Origin of the sequence: Kitasatospora sp. NPDC056800, from assembly GCF_042789775.1 — a bacterium.
In the GTDB taxonomy this organism is placed as follows: Bacteria; Actinomycetota; Actinomycetes; order Streptomycetales; family Streptomycetaceae; genus Kitasatospora.
On sequence record NZ_JBHUAL010000041.1, the window covers coordinates 24,640 to 45,720 of the forward strand.

At 73.7% G+C, this 21,081-nt stretch carries 20 protein-coding genes; 7 read left to right on the forward strand and 13 right to left on the reverse strand.

Features of this window, described 5'->3' with window-relative positions:
• Positions 1-14 precede the first annotated feature (14 nt).
• Positions 15-527, reverse strand: coding sequence for a hypothetical protein (locus tag ACFRQN_RS12370; RefSeq protein ID WP_049658893.1), 513 nt, complete (start codon positions 525-527; stop codon positions 15-17).
• A 228-nt stretch (positions 528-755) separates the two neighbouring features.
• Entirely contained in the window at positions 756-1,700 is a 945-nt protein-coding gene (miaA, locus tag ACFRQN_RS12375) for a tRNA (adenosine(37)-N6)-dimethylallyltransferase MiaA (protein WP_049658895.1), read from the reverse strand.
• A gap of 163 nt (positions 1,701-1,863) precedes the next feature.
• Here miaA and ACFRQN_RS12380 point away from each other — a divergent pair, with 163 nt between their 5' ends.
• The gene (locus ACFRQN_RS12380) at positions 1,864-2,133 is read left to right on the forward strand and encodes an antitoxin (protein ID WP_241853171.1); all 270 of its coding nucleotides are present in this window, start codon (positions 1,864-1,866) and stop codon (positions 2,131-2,133) included.
• 25 nt (positions 2,134-2,158) lie between these two features.
• Here the strand turns inward: ACFRQN_RS12380 and ACFRQN_RS12385 are convergent, their stop codons facing one another.
• Positions 2,159-2,857: a class III extradiol dioxygenase subunit B-like domain-containing protein gene (locus ACFRQN_RS12385; protein WP_117489707.1), complete on the reverse strand. Its 699-nt coding sequence runs from the start codon at positions 2,855-2,857 to the stop codon at positions 2,159-2,161.
• A 78-nt stretch (positions 2,858-2,935) separates the two neighbouring features.
• On the reverse strand, positions 2,936-4,438 hold the full coding sequence (gene miaB / locus ACFRQN_RS12390; protein ID WP_255357448.1) for a tRNA (N6-isopentenyl adenosine(37)-C2)-methylthiotransferase MiaB: 1,503 nt from the start codon (positions 4,436-4,438) through the stop codon (positions 2,936-2,938).
• Positions 4,439-4,533: 95 nt separating this feature from the next.
• Between miaB and ACFRQN_RS12395 the strand changes: the two genes are divergently transcribed.
• Entirely contained in the window at positions 4,534-5,553 is a 1,020-nt protein-coding gene (locus ACFRQN_RS12395; protein ID WP_117489705.1) for a TAXI family TRAP transporter solute-binding subunit, read from the forward strand.
• A 15-nt stretch (positions 5,554-5,568) separates the two neighbouring features.
• Here the strand turns inward: ACFRQN_RS12395 and ACFRQN_RS12400 are convergent, their stop codons facing one another.
• Positions 5,569-7,002: a sensor histidine kinase gene (locus ACFRQN_RS12400; protein ID WP_380740140.1), complete on the reverse strand. Its 1,434-nt coding sequence runs from the start codon at positions 7,000-7,002 to the stop codon at positions 5,569-5,571.
• A 6-nt stretch (positions 7,003-7,008) separates the two neighbouring features.
• Positions 7,009-7,782 carry a response regulator transcription factor gene (locus ACFRQN_RS12405; protein WP_049655579.1) on the reverse strand — a complete coding sequence of 258 codons (774 nt, stop codon included), beginning with the start codon at positions 7,780-7,782 and terminating at the stop codon, positions 7,009-7,011.
• Positions 7,783-8,173: 391 nt separating this feature from the next.
• On the opposite strand from ACFRQN_RS12405, the gene ACFRQN_RS12410 reads away from it, so the two are divergent.
• The 5 genes from ACFRQN_RS12410 to ACFRQN_RS12430 all read left to right on the forward strand — a co-directional run bounded on the left by ACFRQN_RS12410 (position 8,174) and on the right by ACFRQN_RS12430 (position 13,364).
• Positions 8,174-8,947 carry an amino acid ABC transporter ATP-binding protein gene (locus ACFRQN_RS12410; RefSeq protein ID WP_049655580.1) on the forward strand — a complete coding sequence of 258 codons (774 nt, stop codon included), beginning with the start codon at positions 8,174-8,176 and terminating at the stop codon, positions 8,945-8,947.
• 121 nt (positions 8,948-9,068) lie between these two features.
• Positions 9,069-9,977, forward strand: a complete 909-nt coding sequence (locus tag ACFRQN_RS12415; RefSeq protein WP_074005695.1) for a glutamate ABC transporter substrate-binding protein — start codon at positions 9,069-9,071, stop codon at positions 9,975-9,977.
• A gap of 53 nt (positions 9,978-10,030) precedes the next feature.
• Positions 10,031-10,681 (forward strand): amino acid ABC transporter permease, encoded by a 651-nt coding sequence (locus ACFRQN_RS12420; protein WP_049655583.1) that lies wholly within the window; start codon positions 10,031-10,033, stop codon positions 10,679-10,681.
• On the forward strand, positions 10,678-11,526 hold the full coding sequence (locus ACFRQN_RS12425; protein ID WP_074005696.1) for an amino acid ABC transporter permease: 849 nt from the start codon (positions 10,678-10,680) through the stop codon (positions 11,524-11,526). Before ACFRQN_RS12420 ends, ACFRQN_RS12425 begins: the two co-directional genes overlap by 4 nt.
• Before the next feature lie 122 nt (positions 11,527-11,648).
• A complete protein-coding gene (locus ACFRQN_RS12430) occupies positions 11,649-13,364 on the forward strand; it encodes an FAD-dependent monooxygenase (protein WP_380740142.1) in 1,716 nt (571 codons plus the stop codon).
• Between the two features lie 28 nt (positions 13,365-13,392).
• Here the strand turns inward: ACFRQN_RS12430 and rny are convergent, their stop codons facing one another.
• The 7 genes from rny to ACFRQN_RS12465 form a co-directional block, all read right to left on the reverse strand.
• Positions 13,393-14,862 (reverse strand): ribonuclease Y, encoded by a 1,470-nt coding sequence (gene rny, locus ACFRQN_RS12435; RefSeq protein WP_375877269.1) that lies wholly within the window; start codon positions 14,860-14,862, stop codon positions 13,393-13,395.
• A gap of 133 nt (positions 14,863-14,995) precedes the next feature.
• Positions 14,996-16,048 carry a recombination regulator RecX gene (gene recX, locus ACFRQN_RS12440; RefSeq protein ID WP_380740144.1) on the reverse strand — a complete coding sequence of 351 codons (1,053 nt, stop codon included), beginning with the start codon at positions 16,046-16,048 and terminating at the stop codon, positions 14,996-14,998.
• A 4-nt stretch (positions 16,049-16,052) separates the two neighbouring features.
• Complete coding sequence (gene recA / locus ACFRQN_RS12445; protein WP_049659177.1) at positions 16,053-17,165, reverse strand: recombinase RecA; 1,113 nt, start codon at positions 17,163-17,165, stop codon at positions 16,053-16,055.
• A gap of 195 nt (positions 17,166-17,360) precedes the next feature.
• The gene (locus tag ACFRQN_RS12450; protein ID WP_380740146.1) at positions 17,361-18,587 is read right to left on the reverse strand and encodes an AI-2E family transporter; all 1,227 of its coding nucleotides are present in this window, start codon (positions 18,585-18,587) and stop codon (positions 17,361-17,363) included.
• A 37-nt stretch (positions 18,588-18,624) separates the two neighbouring features.
• Positions 18,625-18,819, reverse strand: a complete 195-nt coding sequence (locus ACFRQN_RS12455) for a DUF3046 domain-containing protein (protein WP_117489691.1) — start codon at positions 18,817-18,819, stop codon at positions 18,625-18,627.
• Positions 18,816-19,406, reverse strand: a complete 591-nt coding sequence (locus tag ACFRQN_RS12460; protein ID WP_074005700.1) for a GNAT family N-acetyltransferase — start codon at positions 19,404-19,406, stop codon at positions 18,816-18,818. Before ACFRQN_RS12460 ends, ACFRQN_RS12455 begins: the two co-directional genes overlap by 4 nt.
• A 92-nt stretch (positions 19,407-19,498) precedes the next feature.
• Positions 19,499-20,926: a S8 family serine peptidase gene (locus tag ACFRQN_RS12465; RefSeq protein WP_380740149.1), complete on the reverse strand. Its 1,428-nt coding sequence runs from the start codon at positions 20,924-20,926 to the stop codon at positions 19,499-19,501.
• Between the last annotated feature and the right edge of the window lie 155 nt (positions 20,927-21,081).

Sequence of the window (21,081 nt, forward strand, 5' to 3'; positions counted from 1 at the left end):
CCGCCGGGAGGCGCTCAGCGCAGGTAGGCGACCCGCCAGACCGCGAGCGCGCAGGCGGCCAGCGCGATCAGGGTGTAGACCGCGATCGCCTTCCAGCCGGCCCGCTGCCCGGAGCCCCGGCGCGGCAGCCCCGGCCACGTGTAGCCGGCGTGCCGGGCGGCCATCGCGCCCCAGCCCATCGAGGCGGCGGTGAACAGCAGCCCGAGCATCCCGACCATGGTGGCGCGCGCCCCGGCCGAGCCGAAGGCGAGCGGGAAGGCGAACATCAGCGAGCCGAGGGTGCCCAGCAGGGCGATCGGCAGCGTCTGCCACCAGCGCAGCCGGCGCAGCGGGCGGATCTCCCGTTCGTGCACCGCGCCGCCGGGCGGGGTGCGGGTGTCCAGGGCGGGCACCGCGGCCGCGTAGGAGGTCGGCGCCTCCAGGCCGGTCAGCACGGGCAGGTCGCCCATCGTCGACTCGTCGAACTCCTCGGCCGGTACGGTGACGCTCCCGCCCTGGCCGGATTCGGGGCCGGTACCCGTCGACACACGGCCTCCCCTGACAGTTCGACACGAGCGGACTCGCGGCCGGGCACGGCCGGCCCGTTCGGTCGACCCCTACGGCATCGATGATGGCATGTCCAGAGGGGCGTTCCGGGCCTGACCGGGGTCGACGGGTGATCCGTGGCCATCACGTGATCGGCCCGTGACCGCCGGTTCGTCCTGCACGGTCGCCTGCGCGCGCAGGTGCACCGCCGGATTGGCCGGAAACCCTTCCTACGCGGCCGGAACTCCCTGACGGTCGATCAGTTCCAGGGAGCGTTCCAGCAGCTCGACGGGGTCGGTGCCGGCCGGCCGGGAGAGCCAGTGGATCCGGTCGTCGCGGCGGAACCAGGACTCCTGGCGGCGGGCGAAGCGCTTGGTGGCCCGGACGGTCTCGGCCCGGGCCTCGTCCTCGGTGCACCCGCCGGCGAAGTGGTCGAGCACCTGCTGGTAGCCGAGCGCCCGGGAGGCGGTCCTGCCCTCCCGCAGTCCGACCTTCTCCAGCTCCCGCACCTCGTCCAGCAGTCCGGCCTCCCACATCCGGTCGACCCGCAGCGCGATCCGCTCGTCCAGCTCGGGGCGCGGCACGGCGACGCCGATCTGCACCGCCTCGTAGACGGCGGTGTTGCTCGGCAGGTTGGCGGTGAACGGCTGCCCGGTGATCTCGATGACCTCCAGGGCGCGGACGATCCGCCGCCCGTTGCCGGTGAGGATCGCCTCGGCGGCCGCCGGGTCCAGCTCGGCCAGCCGCCGGTGCAGCGCGTACGGGCCGGCCTGCTCCAGCTCGGCCTCCAGCCGGGCCCGCACCGCCGCGTCGGTGCCCGGGAACTCCATCTCGTCGATCGCCGCCCGGACGTACAGCCCGGAGCCGCCGACCAGGACGGGCGTGCGGCCGGCGGCGAGCAGCCGGTCGATCTCGGCCCGGGCCAGCCGCTGGTACTCGGCGACGCTGGCGGCCTCGGTGACGTCCCAGACGTCCATCAGGTGGTGCGGCACTCCCCCGCGCTCCTCCATCGTGAGCTTGGCGGTGCCGATGTCCATGCCCCGGTACAGCTGCATCGAGTCGGTGTTGATCACCTCGCCGTCGAGACTGCGGGCGATGGCGACGGCCAGGTCGGACTTGCCGGCGGCGGTCGCGCCGACGATCGAGATGACGCGCGGGGTACGGGAGCTGCTCACCGCTCCAGTCTCGCAAAACGGCCGGGCGCCCGCGGACCGGGCTGCCACCCGCCCGCGACTGCGCGAGGATATGACTGTTTCCCGGACACTTTCCGGCCGTTTCCCCGGTTGGGCCGGTTTGCGAACGCTTTGCCGAGCCCGGTCGTTGTGCGGGGAACAGCGGATGAAGGAGATCGCCATGGGTCTGATGGACAACCTCAAGGGCAAGGCCGAGGAGCTCAAGGACAAGGCCAGCGAGTTCGCCGGCAAGCACAGCGACCAGATCGAGAAGGCCGTGGACAAGGCCGGCGGCGCGATCGACAAGGCGACCAAGGGCAAGTACAGCGACAAGATCGAGCACGGCGCCGGCAAGGCCAAGGGCGCGGTCGGCGACTTCGCCCACAAGCCGAAGCCCGGCGACGAGGAGCAGCCCCCGCAGGCCCCGCGGTCCTGAACCGCAGGCCTGCCCCGCCGACTTGCTAGGACCAGGACGCCACGAAGTACCCGACCCCGTACGGCGCGTCCTGGTAGCCCAGCCGCCCGGTGAGGCCGGCGCCCTGCGCGGCGCCGGCCAGCACCTGCCAGGGTGCCCGGCCGTCGGCCTTGAGCTCGGCGGCCAGGCCCGGGTCCAGTGCGGCCAGGGCGGGCAGGTCGGCCGTGCCCAGGGCGGCGGCCAGCGCGGTGTCGAAGCCCTCGGCCCGCTCGTCCAGGTAGCCGGGCGCCTTCACCGAGCGGCAGGCGCTGCCGTCGCCGAGCACCAGCAGGGCGACCCGGTCGGCGAGCCCGGCCAGGCCCTGGCCGAGGCCGAGCATCCGGTCGGCGGGGGCGTCGGCGGGCACCGCGCAGGCGTGCGTGGGCAGGCCCACCCCGGCGCGCTCCAGCAGCCAGGCGCCGACGGTCAGCGAGGGGGCCAGCTCCGGCCCCTCGACCCGCTCGCCGGGCAGCTTGGCGACCAGCGGCACTCCGTAGCGGTGGAAGGAGCCGGCCCCGCCCTCGGTCCACACCTCGGCCGCCGGCCCGGTGCCGACCACCACGACCAGCTGCGGTCCGGCCGCGACCAGCGCCGCGAGCGCCTCGTCGCAGGCCGCGCGCAGGCCGTCCAGCTCGGGCGCGGCCCCGGCGGCGACCTCGGGGACGAGCAGCGGCGGACAGGGGCACACGGCGGCGGCTACCAGCATGCGGATCACTCTAGCCAACGACGACGGCGGCCCGGCGGGAGTGGATCCTCCCGTCAGGCCGCCGTACCGGGCACGGTGTCAGTCGCCGCAGCAGGCCCCGCCCGCCGGCGCGGCCAGTGGCAGCTCCGCCGGGGCGCCGATCTTCGGCAGGCCGAGCAGCACGCCGGCCGGCTTGGCGGCGGGCGCGGCCTGGCGCTTCTCCCAGGCGTCGCCGGCCCGGGTGCGGCGCACCGCGAGCGCGGGGCCCTCGGCGAGCAGGTGGTGCGGGGCGGCGTAGGTGATCTCGACGGTCACCGTGTCGCCGGGGCGCACCGGCTCCTCCGGCTTGGTGAAGTGCACGAGCCGGTTGTCGGGGGCGCGGCCGGAGAGCCGCCGGGTCTGGTCGTCCTTCTTGCCCTCGCCCTCGGCGACCAGGATCTCCAGGGTCCGCCCGACCTGCTTCTTGTTCTCCTCCCAGGAGATCTCCTCCTGGAGGGCGATCAGCCGGTCGTAGCGGGCCTGCACGACCTCCTTCGGCACCTGGTCCGCCATCTCCGCGGCGGGGGTGCCGGGGCGCTTGGAGTACTGGAAGGTGAAGGCGTTGGTGAAGCGGGCCTCGCGGACGACGTGCATCGTCTCCTCGAAGTCCTCCTCGGTCTCGCCGGGGAAGCCCACGATGATGTCGGTGGAGATCGCCGCGTCGGGCATCGCCTCGCGGACCTTCCGGATGATCCCGAGGAAACGCTCCTGCCGGTAGGAGCGGCGCATCGCCTTGAGGACGCGGTCCGAGCCGGACTGCAGCGGCATGTGCAGCTGGTGCATCACGTTCGGGGTCTCGGCCATCGCGGCGATCACGTCGTCGGTGAAGTCGCGCGGGTGCGGCGAGGTGAAGCGGATCCGCTCCAGGCCCTCGATCTGGCCGGCGGCGCGCAGCAGCTTGGAGAAGGCCTCGCGGTCGCCCAGGTCGGAGCCGTAGGCGTTGACGTTCTGGCCGAGCAGGGTCACCTCGATGACGCCCTCGCCCACCAGCGCCTCGATCTCGGCGAGGACGTCGCCGGGGCGGCGGTCCTCCTCCTTGCCGCGCAGCGCGGGGACGATGCAGAAGGTGCAGGTGTTGTTGCAGCCGACCGAGATGGCGACCCAGGCGGCGTACGCGGATTCGCGGCGGGTCGGCAGGGTGGAGGGGAAGGTCTCCAGCGACTCCAGGATCTCGACCTGGGCCTTGCGCTCGACCGCGGCCCGCTCCAGCAGCGCCGGCAGGTGGCCGATGTTGTGGGTGCCGAAGACCACGTCGACCCAGGGGGCGCGCTTGACGATGGTCTCGCGGTCCTTCTGGGCCAGGCAGCCGCCGACGGCGATCTGCATGCCCTTGTGGCGGGTCTTGACCGGCGCGAGCTGGCCGAGGTTGCCGTACAGCTTGTTGTCGGCGTTCTCGCGCACCGCGCAGGTGTTGAACACCACCAGGTCCGGGTCGCCCTCGGGCCCGGCCTTGACGTACCCCGCGTCCTCCAGCAGGCCGGACAGCCGCTCGGAGTCGTGGACGTTCATCTGACAGCCGTGCGTGACGACCTTGTAGCTCTTCAATCCGCTCTCACCGCTCACCAGACCAGGGTACGGGCAGCGGCGAAGGGCTTTTCCCGGAGCTTCCACCACCCGTTCCCCTCCCGTTCGGCCGGAGCGCCTGGCAGTATCCCTGCATGACCCCCACCACTCCGTACCGTCCCGGCGCCGCCGTCCGTGCCGCGGCCCGCAGCCCGTTGTGGCGGACGGTGCTGGTGCTGGTGCTGCTGGTGGCCGGGTTCGGCGGCTGGTGGCTGTCGGCGGGCCGCTCGCCCGGGTACCCGCGCGGCGAGGTCCGCTTCGCCACCGGGGTGCAGCGCGGCGTCTACGACCGGTACGGGCAGCTGCTCCAGGGCCACGTCTCGCGGGCGATGCCGGGGGTGCGGCTGGCCCTTGACAACTCCGAGGGCTCGGTCGACAACATCGGCCGGGTGATCAACGGCCGGGACACCTTCGCGATCGCCACCGCCGACGCGGTCGCCGACTACCACGAGCCCGGCAAGGAGAAGCTGCGGGCGATCGCCCGGCTGTACGACGACTACCTGCAGCTGGTCGTCCCGGCCTCCTCCCCGGTGCGGCGCACCGCCGACCTCAAGGGCCTGAAGGTCGGCGTCGGGCTGCCGCAGTCCGGGGTGAACCTGGTGACCAGGCGGCTGCTGACCGCCGCCGGGCTGGACCCGGACCACGACATCGTCCCGGTGCCGAAGGGCGTCGGCGAGGCCGCCGACGACCTGCGCGCGGGCACCCTGGACGCCTTCTTCTGGTCCGGCGGCCTGCCCACCAGCGCGCTCACCGACCTCTCCGAGCACGTCCGGATCCGGATCGTGCCGCTGAGCGACCTCGCCGAGGCCCTGCACAAGGCCGAGGGCGGCGGCACCGACGCCTACCGGGCGGCCACCATGCCCAAGGGCACCTACCCGAACGCCGAACCGAAGGACGCGGTCGCCACGGTGGCCGTGCCCAACCTGCTGATCACCCGGGACGACGTGGACCCGGGCCTGGTCGAGGGCATGACCCGCGCGGTGATCGACAGCCGGGACCAGATCGGCGCCCAGGTGCACGCGGCCCAGCTGGTCGACCTGCGCACCGCCGTCTACACCGACCCGCTCCCGCTGCACACCGGCGCGGCGCGCTACTACCGCTCGGTGAAGCCGTAGGCCCCGCCCCGGCGGCTACTTCTCCGGCTTCTCCGGCCGGGGCACCGCCAGCGTCACCGCGAGCCCGGTCGGCTTGACCGGCGCGAAGCCGAGCGTGCCGCCGCCGGCCGCCAGCAGGGTGCGGGCGATGGACAGCCCGAGCCCCGAACCGTCCACGTTCTGGTGCCGCGGGCTGCGCCAGAACCGGTCCCCGGCCCGGGACAGCTCGTCCTCGGTGAGGCCGGGCCCGGCGTCGGTGACGGTCACCGCGACCTCGTCCCGGCGCACCGCGACCCGCAGCCGCACCTCGCTGCCGGGCGGGCCGAACTTGAGCGCGTTGTCGACCACGGCGTCCAGGGCCGAGCCGAAGCCGATCGGGTCGGCCATCCCGATCGCCAGCGCCGGGCCGTCCCAGCGCAGCGTGATCCCGCGCTGCTCGGCCGCCGGCCACCAGGCGTCGACCCGGGCCAGGGTGAGCTCGGCGAGGTCGGTGCGCTCCGGTTCGGGGCGGGCGTGCTCGGCGGTGGCCAGCCCGAGCAGGTCGTCCAGCACCCGGGCCAGCCGGACGCCCTCCTCCCGTACGCCGCTGAGCTCCTCCTCGTGGCCCTCGGGCAGTTCCAGGCCGAGCAGCTCGACTCGCAGCAGCAGGGCCGACAGCGGGTTGCGCAGCTGGTGCGAGGCGTCCGCGACGAAGGCCTTCTGCTGGTCCATGGCGAGCACCACGTGGTCCGCCATCTCGTTGAACGAGCGGGCCAGCCGCTGGAGTTCGGGCGGTCCGCCGCCGGGGGCGACCCGGGCGGCCATCCGGCCGGTGGCGATGTCGTGGGTGGCCCGGTCCAGGGTGCGCACCGGGCGCAGCACCCACTCGGTGAGCCGGACGGCGAGCAGCACGGCGACGATCATCGCGGCGGCCTCACCCGCGACGATCACCAGCCACTTGTGCAGCACCCGGGTGCGCAGCGCCTCGGTCGGGGACTCGCTCAGCACCACCGCGACCACGTCGCCGTCGCGCACCACCGGGGCGGCGACGATGATCGTCCGGTCCGGCGTCCACGGCCAGACCTGCGGCGGGTTGTGGCTGCGCCGCCCGTCCAGCGCCTCCTGGAAGGCCTGGGCGCCCCAGCCCTCGCCGGGCACCCGCCAGTCGCCCGGGGCGGCGGCGATCGCCACCCCGTCGCGCTGGAAGATGCCCAGGCGGACGCCGTACAGGTCGTGGTAGCGGCGGACCTCGGAGAGGATCGCGCGCTGCCGGCTGAGGTCGCCCGGGGCGGGTTCCGGTTCGCCCTTGCGGGCGGAGTCGGCGGCGCCGGAGGTGGGCAGGTCCTGGGCGAGGCGGGCGGCGTCGTCGAGCCGGTCGACGACGACCTTGGTCTGCTCGGCCGCCGCGACCGCCGCCGCGAGCGGCAGCCCCAGGGCGGCCAGGACGCAGAGCATGAGGGCGATCAGGATGCCGAGCAGGCGGGTGCGCACGTGCGGTCAGTGCTCCGCGGGAGCGGGGGCGGACGGGGCGGGGGCCGACGGGGCGGGGGCGGCCGGCGCCGGACAGTCGGGGATCAGCCGGTAGCCGACCCCGCGCACGGCCTCGACCAGTCCGGGCAGCGCCAGCTTGTTGCGCAGCGAGCCGATGTGCACCTCCAGGGTGCGCCCGTTGCCCTCCCAGCCGCTGCGCCAGACCTCGCTGAAGATCTGCTCGCGTCGGTAGACCACGCCCGGGCTCTGGGCGAGCAGCGCGAGCAGGTCGAACTCCTTGCGGGTGAGCGGCACGTCGCGGCCGTCCACGCTGACCCGGCGGCGCTCCCGGTCGATCCGGATGCCGCGGGACTCCAGCGGGCCGCGCTGCTGCGGCACGGTGTCGGGCGCGGGCACCGGCACCGCGGCGGGGGCGGCGCCGCGGCGGGCCACGGCGTGGATGCGGGCGAGCAGCTCGCCCATGTCGTACGGCTTGGTGACGTAGTCGTCGGCGCCCAGGTTGAGGCCGTGGATCCGGGAGCGGACGTCGGCGCGGGCGGTGACCATGATCACCGGGACGCCGCTGCCGGCCCTGATCCGGCTGCACACCTCGAAGCCGTCGCGGTCGGGCAGCCCGAGATCGAGCAGCACCACGCGGTACGGCTCGTTGCCGTCCGGCACCAGGGCGTCCAGCGCCTCGTGCCCGCTGCGGGCGTGCCGGACCTGGAAGCCGTGCCGGCCCAGCACCGCGACCAGCGCGGCGGCCACGCGTTCGTCGTCCTCGACGAGCAGAAGTCGCATCCTGTTCTCCTCCTTCCCCCACCTGATCACCAGTGATCACCGGGCCGATCGGTCAGGTCCCGGTCCTGCGCAGTATGAGCCAGTGAACGGCCCGACGCCAGGTTCGACCGCGCACCGGGCCCGTGGGGGACGGGGAGCACCGGAGCGGATTCCCGCTGTGACATGCCCCGTCGGCGCCCGCGCGAACAGCGCGTGGGCGACGCGTGGCCGTTTCGTGATCCTCAAGTTCCGCTCAGATCGGCTGACGGCGAACGGTCACGGCTCCTAAGGTCGGCCCACCGGGGGCTGCGGCTCCGCCGGCCGCGGCCCCCGGATTCGCACCACCACTGCCTCCCAAGGGAGTTGAGACTTCTCGGGCAGGCGTTATTCGACGACAGAGGGAGCAGGCGCGATGACCGAGAGCCCGGTCGAGGACTCAACCACCGCAGCCGCCCCCCTGGTCGTGCTGAGCAAGGTCAACAAGCACTACGGCGCACTGCACGTGCTACAGGACATCGACCTCAGGATCGCCCAGGGCGAGGTGGTCGTACTGATCGGCCCGTCCGGTTCGGGCAAGTCGACGCTCTGCCGGACGATCAACCGGCTGGAGACGATCGACTCCGGCACGATCACCATCGACGGCCGACCGCTGCCCGACGAGGGCAAGGAGCTGGCCCGGCTGCGCGCCGAGGTCGGCATGGTGTTCCAGAGCTTCAACCTGTTCGCGCACAAGACCGTGCTGGAGAACGTGGTCATCGGCCAGGTGAAGGTGCGCAAGGTGCCCCGCCCGCAGGCCGAGAAGACCGCCCGGGAGCTGCTGGAGCGGGTCGGCGTCGGCGCGCAGGCGGACAAGTTCCCGGCCCAGCTCTCCGGCGGCCAGCAGCAGCGCGTGGCGATCGCCCGGGCGCTGGCGATGAAGCCCAAGGTGATGCTCTTCGACGAGCCCACCTCGGCGCTGGACCCGGAGATGGTCAACGAGGTGCTGGAGGTCATGCGCCAACTGGCCGCGGACGGCATGACGATGGTCGTGGTCACCCACGAGATGGGCTTCGCGCGCTCCGCCGCCAACCGGGTGCTGTTCATGGCCGACGGGAAGATCGTCGAGCAGAACACCCCGGACGCCTTCTTCACCGCACCGCGCTCCGACCGCGCCAAGGACTTCCTCTCGAAGATCCTCCACCACTGACGCTTCGAGACCAGCGGGGCCGCCCCCGGCATCGTCACCGGTGCCGGCCGGTCCCGCCGTGCAACGCCTTCCAGACGCCAGAGCCCGGTTGACACCGCGGCCCACCCCCAGGAGAACCCTCATGAGGACGTCCCGCACCCTCGCCGTCGCGCTCTGTGCCGTCGCGCTCACCGCCACCGCCGCCTGCGGCAAGGACGGCACCCCCGGCACCACCGCCGCGAGCAGCGGCGGCAGCGCCGCCCCGGCGCTGCCGACCTACACGGTCAAGACCGACGTCAAGGTCGACTCCGCGGTCCTCGCCGAGGCCAGGAAGCGCGGCCAGCTGATCATCGGCGCCAAGGCCGACCAGCCGAACCTCGGCTGGGAGGACGTCGCCAGCGGCGACCGCAGCGGCTTCGACATCGAGATCGCCAAGATGATCGCCGCCGACCTCGGCTTCACCCCGCAGCAGATCAAGTGGCAGACCCTGGTCTCCTCGCAGCGCGAGCCGGCCATCGCCAAGGGCCAGATCGACTTCTACGTCGGCACCTACAGCATCAACGACGAGCGCAAGAAGAGCGTCTCCTTCGCCGGCCCGTACTACATCGCCGGCCAGGACCTGCTGGTGAAGGCCGACAACACCACGATCACCGGCGCGGAGAGCACCGGCGGCAAGAACGTCTGCACCGCCACCGGCTCGACCTCGATCAAGAACATCCAGCAGTACAACCCGAAGGTCACGCAGTTCGACACCTACTCGGCCTGCGTCGAGAAGCTGATGTCCGGCGAGGTCGACGCGGTCACCACCGACGACGCGATCCTCAAGGGCTACGCCTCCAAGTACGCCCCCAAGCTCAAGGTGGTCGGCAAGCCGTTCACCAAGGAGAACTACGGCGTCGGCCTCAACAAGGACGACAAGGCGCTGCGCGACGCCATCAGCGACGCCCTCAAGGCCCACGAGGACAACGGCGACTGGAAGAAGGCCTACGACGCGACCCTGGGCGCCTCCGGCTCCGCCGCGCCGGACGTCCCGGCCCTCGAGCGCTACTGATCCACCCGCCGTACGTCGACTTCCCGACCATGAACTGAGAGGAGGGCCGCCGGATGGGGTTCCTGTTCGAGGACGACAACTTCGCGTTGTTCCGCGACGGCTTCCTACAGACGATCGAGGTGAGCGCGCTCAGCGCTCTGCTCGCCCTGCTGCTGGGCACCCTGCTGGCGGCCTTCCGGGTCTCCCCGGTGCCGGTCCTGCGCGCCTTCGGCACCGCCTGGGTCACGCTCTTCCGCAACACCCCGCTGACCCTGCTGTTCTTCGCCGTCACCTTCGGCCTGCCGCCGCTGGGCGTGCACTTCAGCCACCTGGTGTTCGCGGTGCTGGCGCTCGGCGGGTACACCGCCTCGTTCGTCTGCGAGGTGATCCGCTCCGGCATCAACACCGTGCCGCTCGGCCAGGCGGAGGCCGCCCGCAGCCTGGGCATGTCCTTCGGCCAGACCCTCACCCTGGTCGTCCTGCCGCAGGCCGCCCGGACCGTCCTGGGCCCGATGAGCAGCGTGTTCATCGCCCTGCCCAGGAACTCGGCGATCGCCGGCGCGTTCAGCGTCTCCGAGCTGTACAGCGCCCAGCAGACCTTCTCCGAGCGCGGCTTCTCGATCTTCGCCATCTTCTTCTGGGTGGCCTGCGCCTACCTGCTGATCAGCGCGACGATCGCCACGTTCTTCCGCTTCCTGGAATCCCGACTGGCGGTGGCCCGATGAGTGTTCTGAACCGCCAGGCTTCGGCCAGCGTCCTCTACGACGCCCCCGGTCCGAAGGCCCGCACCCGGTACCGCGCGTTCGGCGTCCTCTCGGTGCTCGGCATCGCCGGTCTCCTCTGGTACGTCTTCACCGCGCTGAACGACAACGGCCAGTTCGACCCCGACCTGTGGGACCCGTTCCAGTACAACTTCGTCCAGCAGATGATCCTGGACGGCCTGCTGGCCACCCTGAAGGCCTTCGGGCTGGCGGCGGTCTTCTCGCTCGCCCTGGGCGCCCTGCTGGCGGCCGGTCAGCTCTCCGACCACAAGCCGGTCCGCTGGTTCTGCACGGCCTTCACCCAGTTCTTCCGGGCGATGCCGCTGCTGATCCTGATCGTCGGGCTCTACTACGCCTTCTTCGCCAAGGAGTCGATGTGGGCGCTGGTGCTCGGCCTCACCCTCTACAACGGAGCGGTCCAGGCCGAGATCATCCGCAGCGGCGTCAACGCCGTGCCGCGCGGCCAGGGCGAGGCGGCGTACGGGCTCGGCATGCGCAAGACCCAGGTGATGACGTCGATCCTGGTGCCGCAGGCCGTCCGTTCGATGCTGCCCTCGATGATCGGCCAGCTGGTCGTCACCCTCAAGGACACCTCGCTCGGTCTGATCATCACCTACCAGGAGCTGCTGTTCATCGGCAAGAAGATCGCCAGCCAGCCGATGAACGCCGCGGGCTTCCCCTACATCCCCGTGGTGCTGGTGATCGGACCGATCTACATCGCGATGTGCCTCCTGTTGACCGCGCTCGCACGCTGGATCGAAGCACGCGGCCGTCGCGGCGCGAACCGGCGCACTTCGACTTCTGCTTGACGGACACGCAGGCGAACTGTTGCATTGCTCTTCGTGACACCTCCCGGGAGCATCCACGCGGCATATGCGGCAGCGGTAACTGACGCCGGCCGATCGGCCGGTTCGTGCCCGGAGGTTCCCTCATGGACCCGGTGATCGTGGTCGGGGCCGGACCGGTCGGTCTGGCCCTGGCCCTCGCCCTGGCCCGGCACGAGGTCCCCACCATCGTCCTGGACGAGGGCTCCGGCCTCTGCCCGGAAGGCCCGCGCAGCCTCGTCCTCGGCGCCGACACCGCCGCCTTCCTGACCCGGATCGGCTACCCGCGGGCCGTCTCGGACTCCGCGCTGTGGGACTCCTTCGCCGTCTGGCGCCGCCGCCAGGAGGTGCTGCGGATCGACCTCACCGACTCGCCCACCTACCACCTGCCCCAGCACCGCCTCCAGCGCGGGCTGCGCGACGCCCTGACCGGCACCCCGCTGATCAGGCTGGTCCCGCTCAACCGGGTCGTCGAGCTCGAACAGGACCGGGACGGCGTCAGCCTCCGCACCACCGGCACCCAGGACGGCTCCACCACCTGGTGGCGCGGCAGCCACCTGGTCGGCTGCGACGGCGCCAGATCCACCGTCCGCAAGCTCCTGAAGATCCGCTTCCCCGGCCGCCCGGCGGTCGACCGCAACGCCATCGCCACCGTCCGGGTCGACCTGCCCTTCGACGGCGCCCGGCTGCACCGCGAGCCCCCGTGGCGGGGCGACCGCGAGGCCTCCGCCCGTCCGCTGCCGGACGGCGTCTGGCGGCTCGACTGGCGGCTGCCCCCCGGCCGCCCCGCCGCCACCGAGACCGTCGACCCGCACGCCACCTGGCCCGGCATCGTCACCGGCGACACCCTGCTCACCCGGGTCACCTCCACCCTCACCGGCTGGTGCGGCGAACTGCCCCGCTTCGAACTGCTGGCCGCCGCCGACCACACCGCCCAGCAGCGGCTCGCCGCCCGCTTCCGCAGCGGCCGCTGCTTCCTGGCCGGCGACGCCGCCCACCTGCACGGCGCACTCGGCATGCAGAACCTCGCGGACGGGCTGCGCGACGCCGACAACCTCGCCTGGCGGCTCGCCCTCGCCTGGCACCTCCACTCCGGCGGCCCGCAGCCCGGCGGCTCCCTGCTGGACGGCTACGAGGCCGAGCGGCGCGGGGCGGTCGGCGCCCGGCTGCGCGCGGTCGACCAGTCCATGCCGCTGCTGCGCCCGCTGCGCGGCTGGCAGCAGACCCGGCGCTCGCTGCTGGTCGGCGGCTTCCGCAAGCACGCCCCGCTGCTCGCCGACGGCCAGCTCGGCACCGGCCGGTTCGGCGGCGCGCCCGCCTACCCGGCGGCCCCCTCCGGCGTCCCGGCCCGGGTCCCGGTGCAGCGCGGCGCGCGCGGCACCACCTCGCTCAGCGAGCTGCTGCCCGCCACCGCCCCCGGCGTACTCGTCCCGGACCTGCCGGTGCTCGCCGACGACGGCACCCCCGACCACCTGCACGCCCGGCTCGGCACCACCTTCCTGCTGCTGCTGGTCGCCCCCGGCACCGCCGTCTGGTCCTCCGAGCACTGGCTCGGCGCCGGCCTGATGCCCCGCCTCGCCGAGGTCGCCGCCGCGCTGCCCGTCCCCGCCGAGGTGCTGGTCACCGAGGACTACCCGGGCGCCGGGCCGCACACCGTCCTGCTGATCCGCCCGGACGGCCACCTGGTCGGCACCACCCAGGGGGCCGTCGCCGAGGACCTGCTCGCCCTCGCCGACCGCGCCCGCGGCGGCCCGGCCACGCTCGGCCCGGCCCCCGACCCGGCCGAGCAGCCCTCGCCCCAGCAGGTGGACTCCCCGAGCTGAGGCCTCCGGGCCGCGGCGGGCCACGGCCTCAGCCGGCCACCGCCGTGGCCCGGCTCTCGCGGACCACCGTCACCCGGATCTGGCCCGGGTACGTCAGCTCGGTGGAGACCTGGCGGGCGACCTCACGGGCGATCAGCTCCGCACCGAGGTCGTCCACCGCGTCCGGACGGACCATCACCCGCACCTCACGGCCCGCCTGCATCGCGAACACCTCGGCCACGCCCTCGTGCGAACGCGCGATCTCCTCCAGCCGCGCCAGCCGCCGGACGTACAGCTCCAGCGACTCCTTGCGCGCACCCGGCCGGCCGCCCGAGCAGCCGTCCGCGGCCTGGGTCAGCACGGCCGTCACGGTGCGCGGATCGACCTCGTTGTGGTGGGCGGCGATCGCGTGCACCACCTCGGCGGACTCCCCGTACCGCCGGGCGAGCTCCGCGCCGACCGCGGCGTGGCTGCCCTCCGACTCGTGGGTGAGCGCCTTGCCGATGTCGTGCAGCAGCGCCGCGCGCCGCACCGGCTCCGGGTCCACCCCGAGCTCGGCGGCCATCATCCCGGCCAGGTGCGCGGACTCCAGCAGGTGCCCGAGCACGTTCTGCCCGTACGACGCCCGGTAGCGCAACGAGCCCAGGGTGCGGACGAGTTCGGGGTGCACCCCGTCGACCCGGGCCTCCAGCAGGGCGTCCTCGCCGGCCCGGACGCAGCTCTGCCCGACCTCCTCGCGGCTGCGCTCGTACAGGCTCTCGATCCGGGTCGGGTGGATCCGGCCGTCCTCGACCAGCTGCTCCAGGGTGAGCCGGGCGGTCTCCCGGCGGACCGGGTCGAAGCAGGACAGCTGCACCGACTCGGGGGTGTCGTCGACGATCAGGTTCACGCCGGTGACCGCCTCGAAGGCGCGGATGTTGCGGCCCTCGCGGCCGATGATCCGGCCCTTCATGTCCTCGTTCGGCAGCCGCAGGACGGTGACGGCGCTCTCCGCGGTCTGCTCCGTCGCCAGCCGCTGGACCGCCCCGGCGACGATGTCCCGGGCCCGGCGCTCGCCCTCCTCCCGGGCCTCGCGCTCGATCTCCCGGACGGTGACCGCGGCCTCCCGCCGGGCCGAGTCCTCGGCCTCCCGCAGGAGTTCGGCGCGGGCCTGCTCGGCGGAGAGCCCGGCGGCCCGCTCCAACGCCGCCGCCCGCCGGGCGACCAGCGCCTCGGCCTCGCCCCGGGACTGCTCCACCTCGGCGGAGCGCTCGGCCAGTTCGTCCTCCCGGCGGCGCAGCCTGCGCAGCTCCTCGGCCATGTCCTCCTCGCGGCGGGCCAGTTCGGTCCGCTGCCGGGCGGACTGCTCCTCGGCCCACCGGCGGGCCTGCTCGGCCTCGGCCAGCGCACCGCGCCGGGCCGCCCGGAGCCGCCTGATCGCCAGCCCGGCGGCGGCCACGACCACCAGCAGCAGGAGTGCGGCCGATCCGGCGACCGGCACCAGTGAGCCGCCCGGGCCGGTGCCCGCCGAGATCCCCATTCCCGCCCACTCCCCCGTCGCCGCGCGCGCCGCCGTCCGGAGGCGCCCCGGGCACTGAAGGCGAGGCTAGGTGGGGGTCACGGGAGGGTCAAGAGTTGACCTGGTCCACTCCAAGACACCTACAGAACTGCCACTACTCCCGACCCGACGGTTCACTCCACTCCTCTTCCAGCGCGCTGCGCACCACCCGGAACGCCAGTCCTTCGGAGTAGCCGCGCCGGGCCAGCATCCCGACCAGCCGCCGGGTGCGCACCTGGGCGTCCAGCCCCCGGGTGGACCGCAGCTTGCGCTCGACCAGCGCCCGGGCCGCGTCCGTCTCGTCGTCGTGGTCGAGCTGGGCGACGGCCTGCTCGACCAGGTCGGCGGCGACGCCCTTGGTGCGCAGCTCCTGGGCCAGCGCCCGCCGGGACAGGCCCCGGACGGCGTGCCGGGACTCCACCCAGGCCGCGGCGAAGGCCGCGTCGTCGATCAGCCCGACCTCTTCGAGCCGGGTGAGCACCGCGTCGGCGGCCTCCTCCGGGATCTCCCGCTTGCGCAGGGCGTCGGCGAGCTGCTTGCGGGTCTTGGCGGCGCCGGTCAGCAGCCGCAGGCAGATGTCCCGGGCGCGGGTCTCCGGGTCGGCCGACTCCTCGGCCTGCTTCCGGGAGGTACGGCCGGAGCCCTCCTCCCCGGGCAGCCCGGTGGCGGAGCGGCCCCGGCGCCCGCCGCGACGGGAGGCCGAGGCGGCCACACCCCCGTGACCGGCCGCCTCGCCGCCGCCGCGGCCGCTCTCCACGGCCGTCGGTGTCGAAGCGGGCCCGGCCGCTTCGGTTTGCTCGGCCTCCAGGGCCGAGCGCCGCCGCCGGCGGCCGGTGGGCAGCTCGGAGGCGGAGACCAGGCCGAGCGCCTCGACCGGGGTTTCCGCCGGCTCCGGCCCGGGCGCCGCGCCGCGCACCGCCCGGGTCGGAGCCAGGTCGAACTCCGGCTCGGCGCCGGATGCCCACTGCGCGGTGGACGGACGGCCGCGCCGGGAGCGCGAGGCCCGGGGCTTCGCGGCCACCGGCTCGGGCTCCTCCGCGACGGCGGCGAACCAGTCCGGCGGCCCGTGCTCGTCCTCCTCCGCGACCGCGGCGAACCAGTCCGGCGGCCCGTAGTCGTCGTCCTCCGGGCCCGCCGGGCCGCCGCCCACTGTGTCGTACTGCGTCAACGGCTCAGGCCTTGGCCGCCGCCGTCTTCTTCGCCGCGGCCGTCTTGGTGGCGGTCGCGGTGATCGGCTTGGCCGCGCCGTCGGCGGCGGCCTCGGCACTCTCCTCGGCCGGCTCCTCCACCTTCGGGCCGATGCCGAGCTTGCCCTTGATCTTCCGCTCGATCTCGTCGGCGAGCTGCGGGTTGTCCCGCAGGAAGTTGCGGGCGTTCTCCTTGCCCTGGCCGAGCTGGTCGCCCTCGTAGGTGTACCAGGCGCCCGACTTGCGGATGAAGCCGTGCTCCACGCCCATGTCGATCAGGCCGCCCTCGCGGCTGATGCCCACGCCGTAGAGGATGTCGAACTCGGCCTGCTTGAACGGCGCGGCGACCTTGTTCTTGACCACCTTGACGCGGGTGCGGTTGCCGACCGCCTCGGTGCCGTCCTTCAGGGTCTCGATCCGGCGGATGTCGAGGCGGACCGAGGCGTAGAACTTCAGCGCCCGGCCACCGGTCGTGGTCTCCGGCGAACCGAACATCACGCCGATCTTCTCGCGCAGCTGGTTGATGAAGATCGCGGTGGTGTTCGACTGGTTCAGCGCACCGGCGATCTTGCGCAGCGCCTGGCTCATCAGCCGGGCCTGCAGACCGACGTGCGAGTCGCCCATCTCGCCCTCGATCTCGGCGCGCGGCACGAGCGCCGCGACCGAGTCGATGATCACCAGGTCGATCGCGCCGGAGCGGATCAGCATGTCGGTGATCTCCAGCGCCTGCTCACCGGTGTCCGGCTGGCTGACCAGCAGGGCGTCGGTGTCCACGCCGAGCTTCTTGGCGTACTCCGGGTCGAGCGCGTGCTCCGCGTCGACGAACGCGACCGTGCCGCCGGCCTTCTGGGCGTTGGCGGCCAGGTGCAGGGTCAGGGTGGTCTTGCCGGAGGACTCGGGGCCGTAGATCTCGACCACGCGGCCACGCGGGATGCCGCCGACCCCGAGGGCGACGTCCAGGGCGGTGGACCCGGTGGAGATCACCTCGACCGGCTCGTTGGCCTTCTCGCCGAGGCGCATCACCGAGCCCTTGCCGAACTGCCGCTCGATCTGGGCGAGCGCGGTCTCAAGGGCCTTCTCGCGATCCGTACCTGCCATGGCTTTTTCCCTCGGGTTCTGTGCTGTGCGCTTCATCGTCCTCGACGCTAGCGCGTCCCACTGACAAACGGGCCCGGCCGGGCTCCGCCTGTGGAAAACTCCACGCCGGAGAGTACAAAGAACATCTGTTCGATTCAAGCGTCGCACGTCCAGGCCCCGCCGCCCCCGGGGACGCCCCGGGAGCGGCGCCCCGGGTCACTCCCCGCGCCTCGCCCCGTCCCCGCCGACCATCCGGCGCAGCCGCCGGGCCGCCTCCCGGCGCAGCTCCCGCCGGGCCCGCCGCTGCTCGCCCCGGTCGATCCGCGGGTCGGTGGCCACCTCGTACCGCCGCACGTACGTCCCCACGAAGCCCTGGAGCGTCGCCGCCGCCGGGATCGCGATCACCGCGCCGACCGCGCCGAGCAGCGCCGCGCCCGCGATCACCGAGCCGAAGGCCACCGCCGGGTGCACGTCCACCGTCCGCGCGGTGATCCTCGGCTGCAGCAGGTAGTTCTCGATCTGCTGGTACACCACGACGAAGACCAGCACCCAGAGTGCGTCCACGGGCTTCACCGTCAGCGCCACCAGCACCGGCAGCGTCCCGGCCAGGTAGGTCCCGAGGGTCGGCACGAACTGCGACATGACGCCGACCCAGACCGCCAGCGCCGCCGCGTACGGCAGGCCGAGCAGTTCGAACATCACCCAGTGCCCGGCGGCCGACACCACCGCGAGCAGCGCCCGGGAGTACAGGTAGCCGCCGGTCTTGGCGAGCGCGATCTCCCAGGCCCGCAGCACCTCGGCCTGCTTGGCGGGCGGCAGCATCGAACAGACCGTCCGGCGCACCCGCGGGCCCTCGGCGGTGAAGTAGAAGGTGAACAGCCCGACCGTGAAGGCCTTGAAGAGCCCGCCGATCACGGTGGACGAGACGCCCCAGGCGTTGTCGGCGGCCTGCTGGACGTAGGTCTCGATGGTGCCGGAATCCTTGAGCAACCGATTCTGCAACTCGCCCAGCGAGAGGTCCTGGTGGAAGGTCCGGTTGATCCAGTCGATCAGGTTGTCGACCAGGTGCGGCAGGTCCCCCGCGAGCTTCGCCACCTGGTCGACCAGCAGGGTGCCGAGCGCGGCGAGGAAGCCCACCACCGCGATCCCGACCGCCACGAACACCAGGAAGGTCCCGACCCCCCGGCGCACCCCCCGCGCGGCCATCCGGTCCACGGCCGGCTCCAGCGCCAGCGACAGGAAGAACGACACCAGCAGCATCACGAACAGGTCGATCAGCTGCCGGAACGCCCAGTCCGCGAGCTGGAAGGCCCCCACCAGCACCAGGAACAGCACCATCGCCCGCGGCAGCCAGCGCGGCATCCCGCCGCCCCACAGACCCCCACCCGCCGGAGCGCCCTCGGCGTCCCGGTCCGAATTCTTCTGTTCCGCGCTATTTGTCACCCGAACAGTCTGTCCCATGCCCCCGGGGGGCCGGCAGTCAGCGCAGCACCCCGGAGACGCCCTGGGTGTCGCAGACCACCCGCCAGACCTCCTTGGCCTCCCAGCCCGCCTCCAGCGCCTGCCGCACCGTCCGCCCGCCCAGCTCGCTCATCACGTGGTCGGTCGCGAACGACTCCGCGTACGCCTCCCCGAAGTGCGCGTACATCCGTCGCCAGAACTCCGTCAGCCTCATGCCCCAAGTATCCCGGACCGGGCCCGCCACTCCCCGGCCGTCAGCGCGTACTCGACCTCGCCGTGCTCGCTGCCCGGGATCATCTCCGGGTAGTCCTCGTGGAACGTGCGGACGTACGACAGCCCGCTCTTCTCCATCACCCGCCGCGAGCCCGCGTTCACCGCCATGGTGTACGCCACCACCCGCTCCACCCCCAGCTCCGCGAACCCGAGCCGGACCAGCGCCCGCGCCCCCTCCGTCGCGTAGCCGCGCCCCCACGCGGCCTGCCGCAAGCGGTACCCGAGCTCGACCTCCCCGCGCTCGCCCTCCCGCGTCGGCCGGAACTCGAACCACCCCAGGAACGCCCCGCCCGCCCGCTCCTCGGCCGCCCACCAGCCGAGGTCGCCGTAGCGCCGGTAGTGCTCCAGGTAGCGCGGCAGCAGCTCCCCCTCGACCCACTCCCGCGGACTCGGCTTCCCCCCGGTGAGGAAGCGCATCACCGCAGGGTCCCCGTCCAGCTCCACGAGCCGGTCCGCGTCCGCCGTCGTGAAGCGCCGCAGCACCAGCCGCTCGGTCGTCAGGAACACGGCCGCACCCGAATCACCCATGCCCCGATCCTCACCCCCGTCCCACCGCCCCGTCACCTGCTTTTCCCCGCCCCACCACCCGACGGGCGCGCGGGGCGCGGCCCGCGCCCCCGTCACCGGGGCAGCACCAGCAGCCCCGCCCCGAAGTACTGCCGTTCCCCGCAGCCCAGGAGCCCCGGGGGACACCCCGGCGCCGCCGCCCCGGCCAGCAGCGCGGCCAACCCGTCCGCCCCCAGCTCCGGGTGCAGGGCCGCCGCCACCGCCACCGCCCCGGTCACGTGCGCGGCCGCCATCGAGGTCCCCGCCAGCGCCGCGTACCGCCCGTCCGGCCAGTCGGAGACGACCGCCCCCTGCGGCCCGCCGTCCGGGTCGCCGCCGGGCGCGGCCAGCGAGACCCGTCCGCGCCCGTAGTTGGAGTAGGCCGCCGGGTGCCCGTCCCGGTTCACCGCCGTGACGGTGACCACCCCGGGCAGCTCACCGGGCAGCCGTACGCACTCCGTGCCCAGGTGACGCAGGGGCGCCGGCCCCGAGACCCGGTCGTTGGGGCTCCGCTCGTCGGTCCGCGAGGCGCCGAGGTCCTGCCCGTCGTTGCCCGCCGAGGCGACCACCACCGCCCCCGCCCGCCGGGCGTACCCGGCGGCCCGCCCGACGGCCGCGATCAGCGCGGCCTGGTCCGCGTCCCCGGGGCAGTTGTACTTCCACGGGTCGGCGAAGTAGCTGTTGTTGACCGCCTTCGCCCCGTGGTCGGCGGCCCAGAGCATGCCGCAGACGATGTTCTCCGCGTAGTACTGCCCGAGCGGCCCGAGCAGCCGGACGGCGGCGATCCGCACCCCGGGCGCCACCCCGGTGACGCCGTGGCCGTCCCGGGTGGCGCCGACGATCCCGGCGACGTGCGTGCCGTGGCCGCTCTCGACCACCCCGGGGTCGGGCCGCCAGGCGCCGGTACGGGCGTCGGGCCGGCCGTCCGCGCAGGAGGCGGAGGCCTTCGGGTCGACGGCGGCCCGCAGGTCCGGGTGGGTGTCGTCGACCCCGGAGTCCAGCACCGCGACCAGCACCCCGTGCAGCGCGTCGGCGCTCGGTGCGGCACCGCCGGAGACCGCCGAGGCGTCCGCCGCCCCGCGGGCGGCACCGCCGAGCATGGCGAGGTTCCAGGCGCCCGCCTCCCCCGGATCGGGCACCGTGACGGTCTCCCCGTCCATCCGGTCGCCGCCCGCCCGGCCACCGGTCCCGGCCCCCGCCGTGAAGTCCCCCGCCCCCGTCACCGCCCGCGGCGGCGCGACCACCGGCGCGGTCCTGGTCGCCCCGACGGCGGCGATCCCGGGCCGGGCCCGCACCCGGTCGGCGAACGGGCCGGTCGCGTACACCAGCACGGCCCCGATCTGCGGGTACTCCTGGACCACCTGCCCGCCCGCCGCCCGGCTCTCCGCCCCGGCCCGGGCGGCGCCGGCGGCGTCCTCGCCCTCGGCCAGCACCAGGTAGCTGAGGTACGCCCGCCCCGCCCCGGACACGGACGGGACGGCGCCGCCCACCACGAGCGCCATCAGCAGCATCGCAAGCAGCGCCCGGGCGGGCCCGCGGACCCGACGGCGTCGGGGGGGGCCGCCCCCCCGGGGCGCCGGCGCCCGCGCACCGGCGCCGGTCGCTTTTAAACAAAAACCAGCCCACCAGACCCAACAAAAAAACGTGTGGCGTGGTG

What these genes read in the sequence shown, in the direction of transcription:
- ACFRQN_RS12380 (WP_241853171.1), top strand. Translation starts at nt 1,864, where the DNA reads ATGAAGGAGATCGCCATGGGTCTGATGGACAACCTCAAGGGCAAGGCC.
- ACFRQN_RS12385 (WP_117489707.1), bottom strand. Translation starts at nt 2,857, where the DNA reads ATGCTGGTAGCCGCCGCCGTGTGCCCCTGTCCGCCGCTGCTCGTCCCC.
- ACFRQN_RS12395 (WP_117489705.1), top strand. Translation starts at nt 4,534, where the DNA reads ATGACCCCCACCACTCCGTACCGTCCCGGCGCCGCCGTCCGTGCCGCG.
- ACFRQN_RS12405 (WP_049655579.1), bottom strand. Translation starts at nt 7,782, where the DNA reads ATGCGACTTCTGCTCGTCGAGGACGACGAACGCGTGGCCGCCGCGCTG.
- ACFRQN_RS12410 (WP_049655580.1), top strand. Translation starts at nt 8,174, where the DNA reads ATGACCGAGAGCCCGGTCGAGGACTCAACCACCGCAGCCGCCCCCCTG.
- ACFRQN_RS12415 (WP_074005695.1), top strand. Translation starts at nt 9,069, where the DNA reads ATGAGGACGTCCCGCACCCTCGCCGTCGCGCTCTGTGCCGTCGCGCTC.
- ACFRQN_RS12420 (WP_049655583.1), top strand. Translation starts at nt 10,031, where the DNA reads ATGGGGTTCCTGTTCGAGGACGACAACTTCGCGTTGTTCCGCGACGGC.
- ACFRQN_RS12425 (WP_074005696.1), top strand. Translation starts at nt 10,678, where the DNA reads ATGAGTGTTCTGAACCGCCAGGCTTCGGCCAGCGTCCTCTACGACGCC.
- ACFRQN_RS12430 (WP_380740142.1), top strand. Translation starts at nt 11,649, where the DNA reads ATGGACCCGGTGATCGTGGTCGGGGCCGGACCGGTCGGTCTGGCCCTG.
- rny (WP_375877269.1), bottom strand. Translation starts at nt 14,862, where the DNA reads ATGGGGATCTCGGCGGGCACCGGCCCGGGCGGCTCACTGGTGCCGGTC.
- recA (WP_049659177.1), bottom strand. Translation starts at nt 17,165, where the DNA reads ATGGCAGGTACGGATCGCGAGAAGGCCCTTGAGACCGCGCTCGCCCAG.
- ACFRQN_RS12455 (WP_117489691.1), bottom strand. Translation starts at nt 18,819, where the DNA reads ATGAGGCTGACGGAGTTCTGGCGACGGATGTACGCGCACTTCGGGGAG.
- ACFRQN_RS12460 (WP_074005700.1), bottom strand. Translation starts at nt 19,406, where the DNA reads ATGGGTGATTCGGGTGCGGCCGTGTTCCTGACGACCGAGCGGCTGGTG.
- ACFRQN_RS12465 (WP_380740149.1), bottom strand. Translation starts at nt 20,926, where the DNA reads ATGGCGCTCGTGGTGGGCGGCGCCGTCCCGTCCGTGTCCGGGGCGGGG.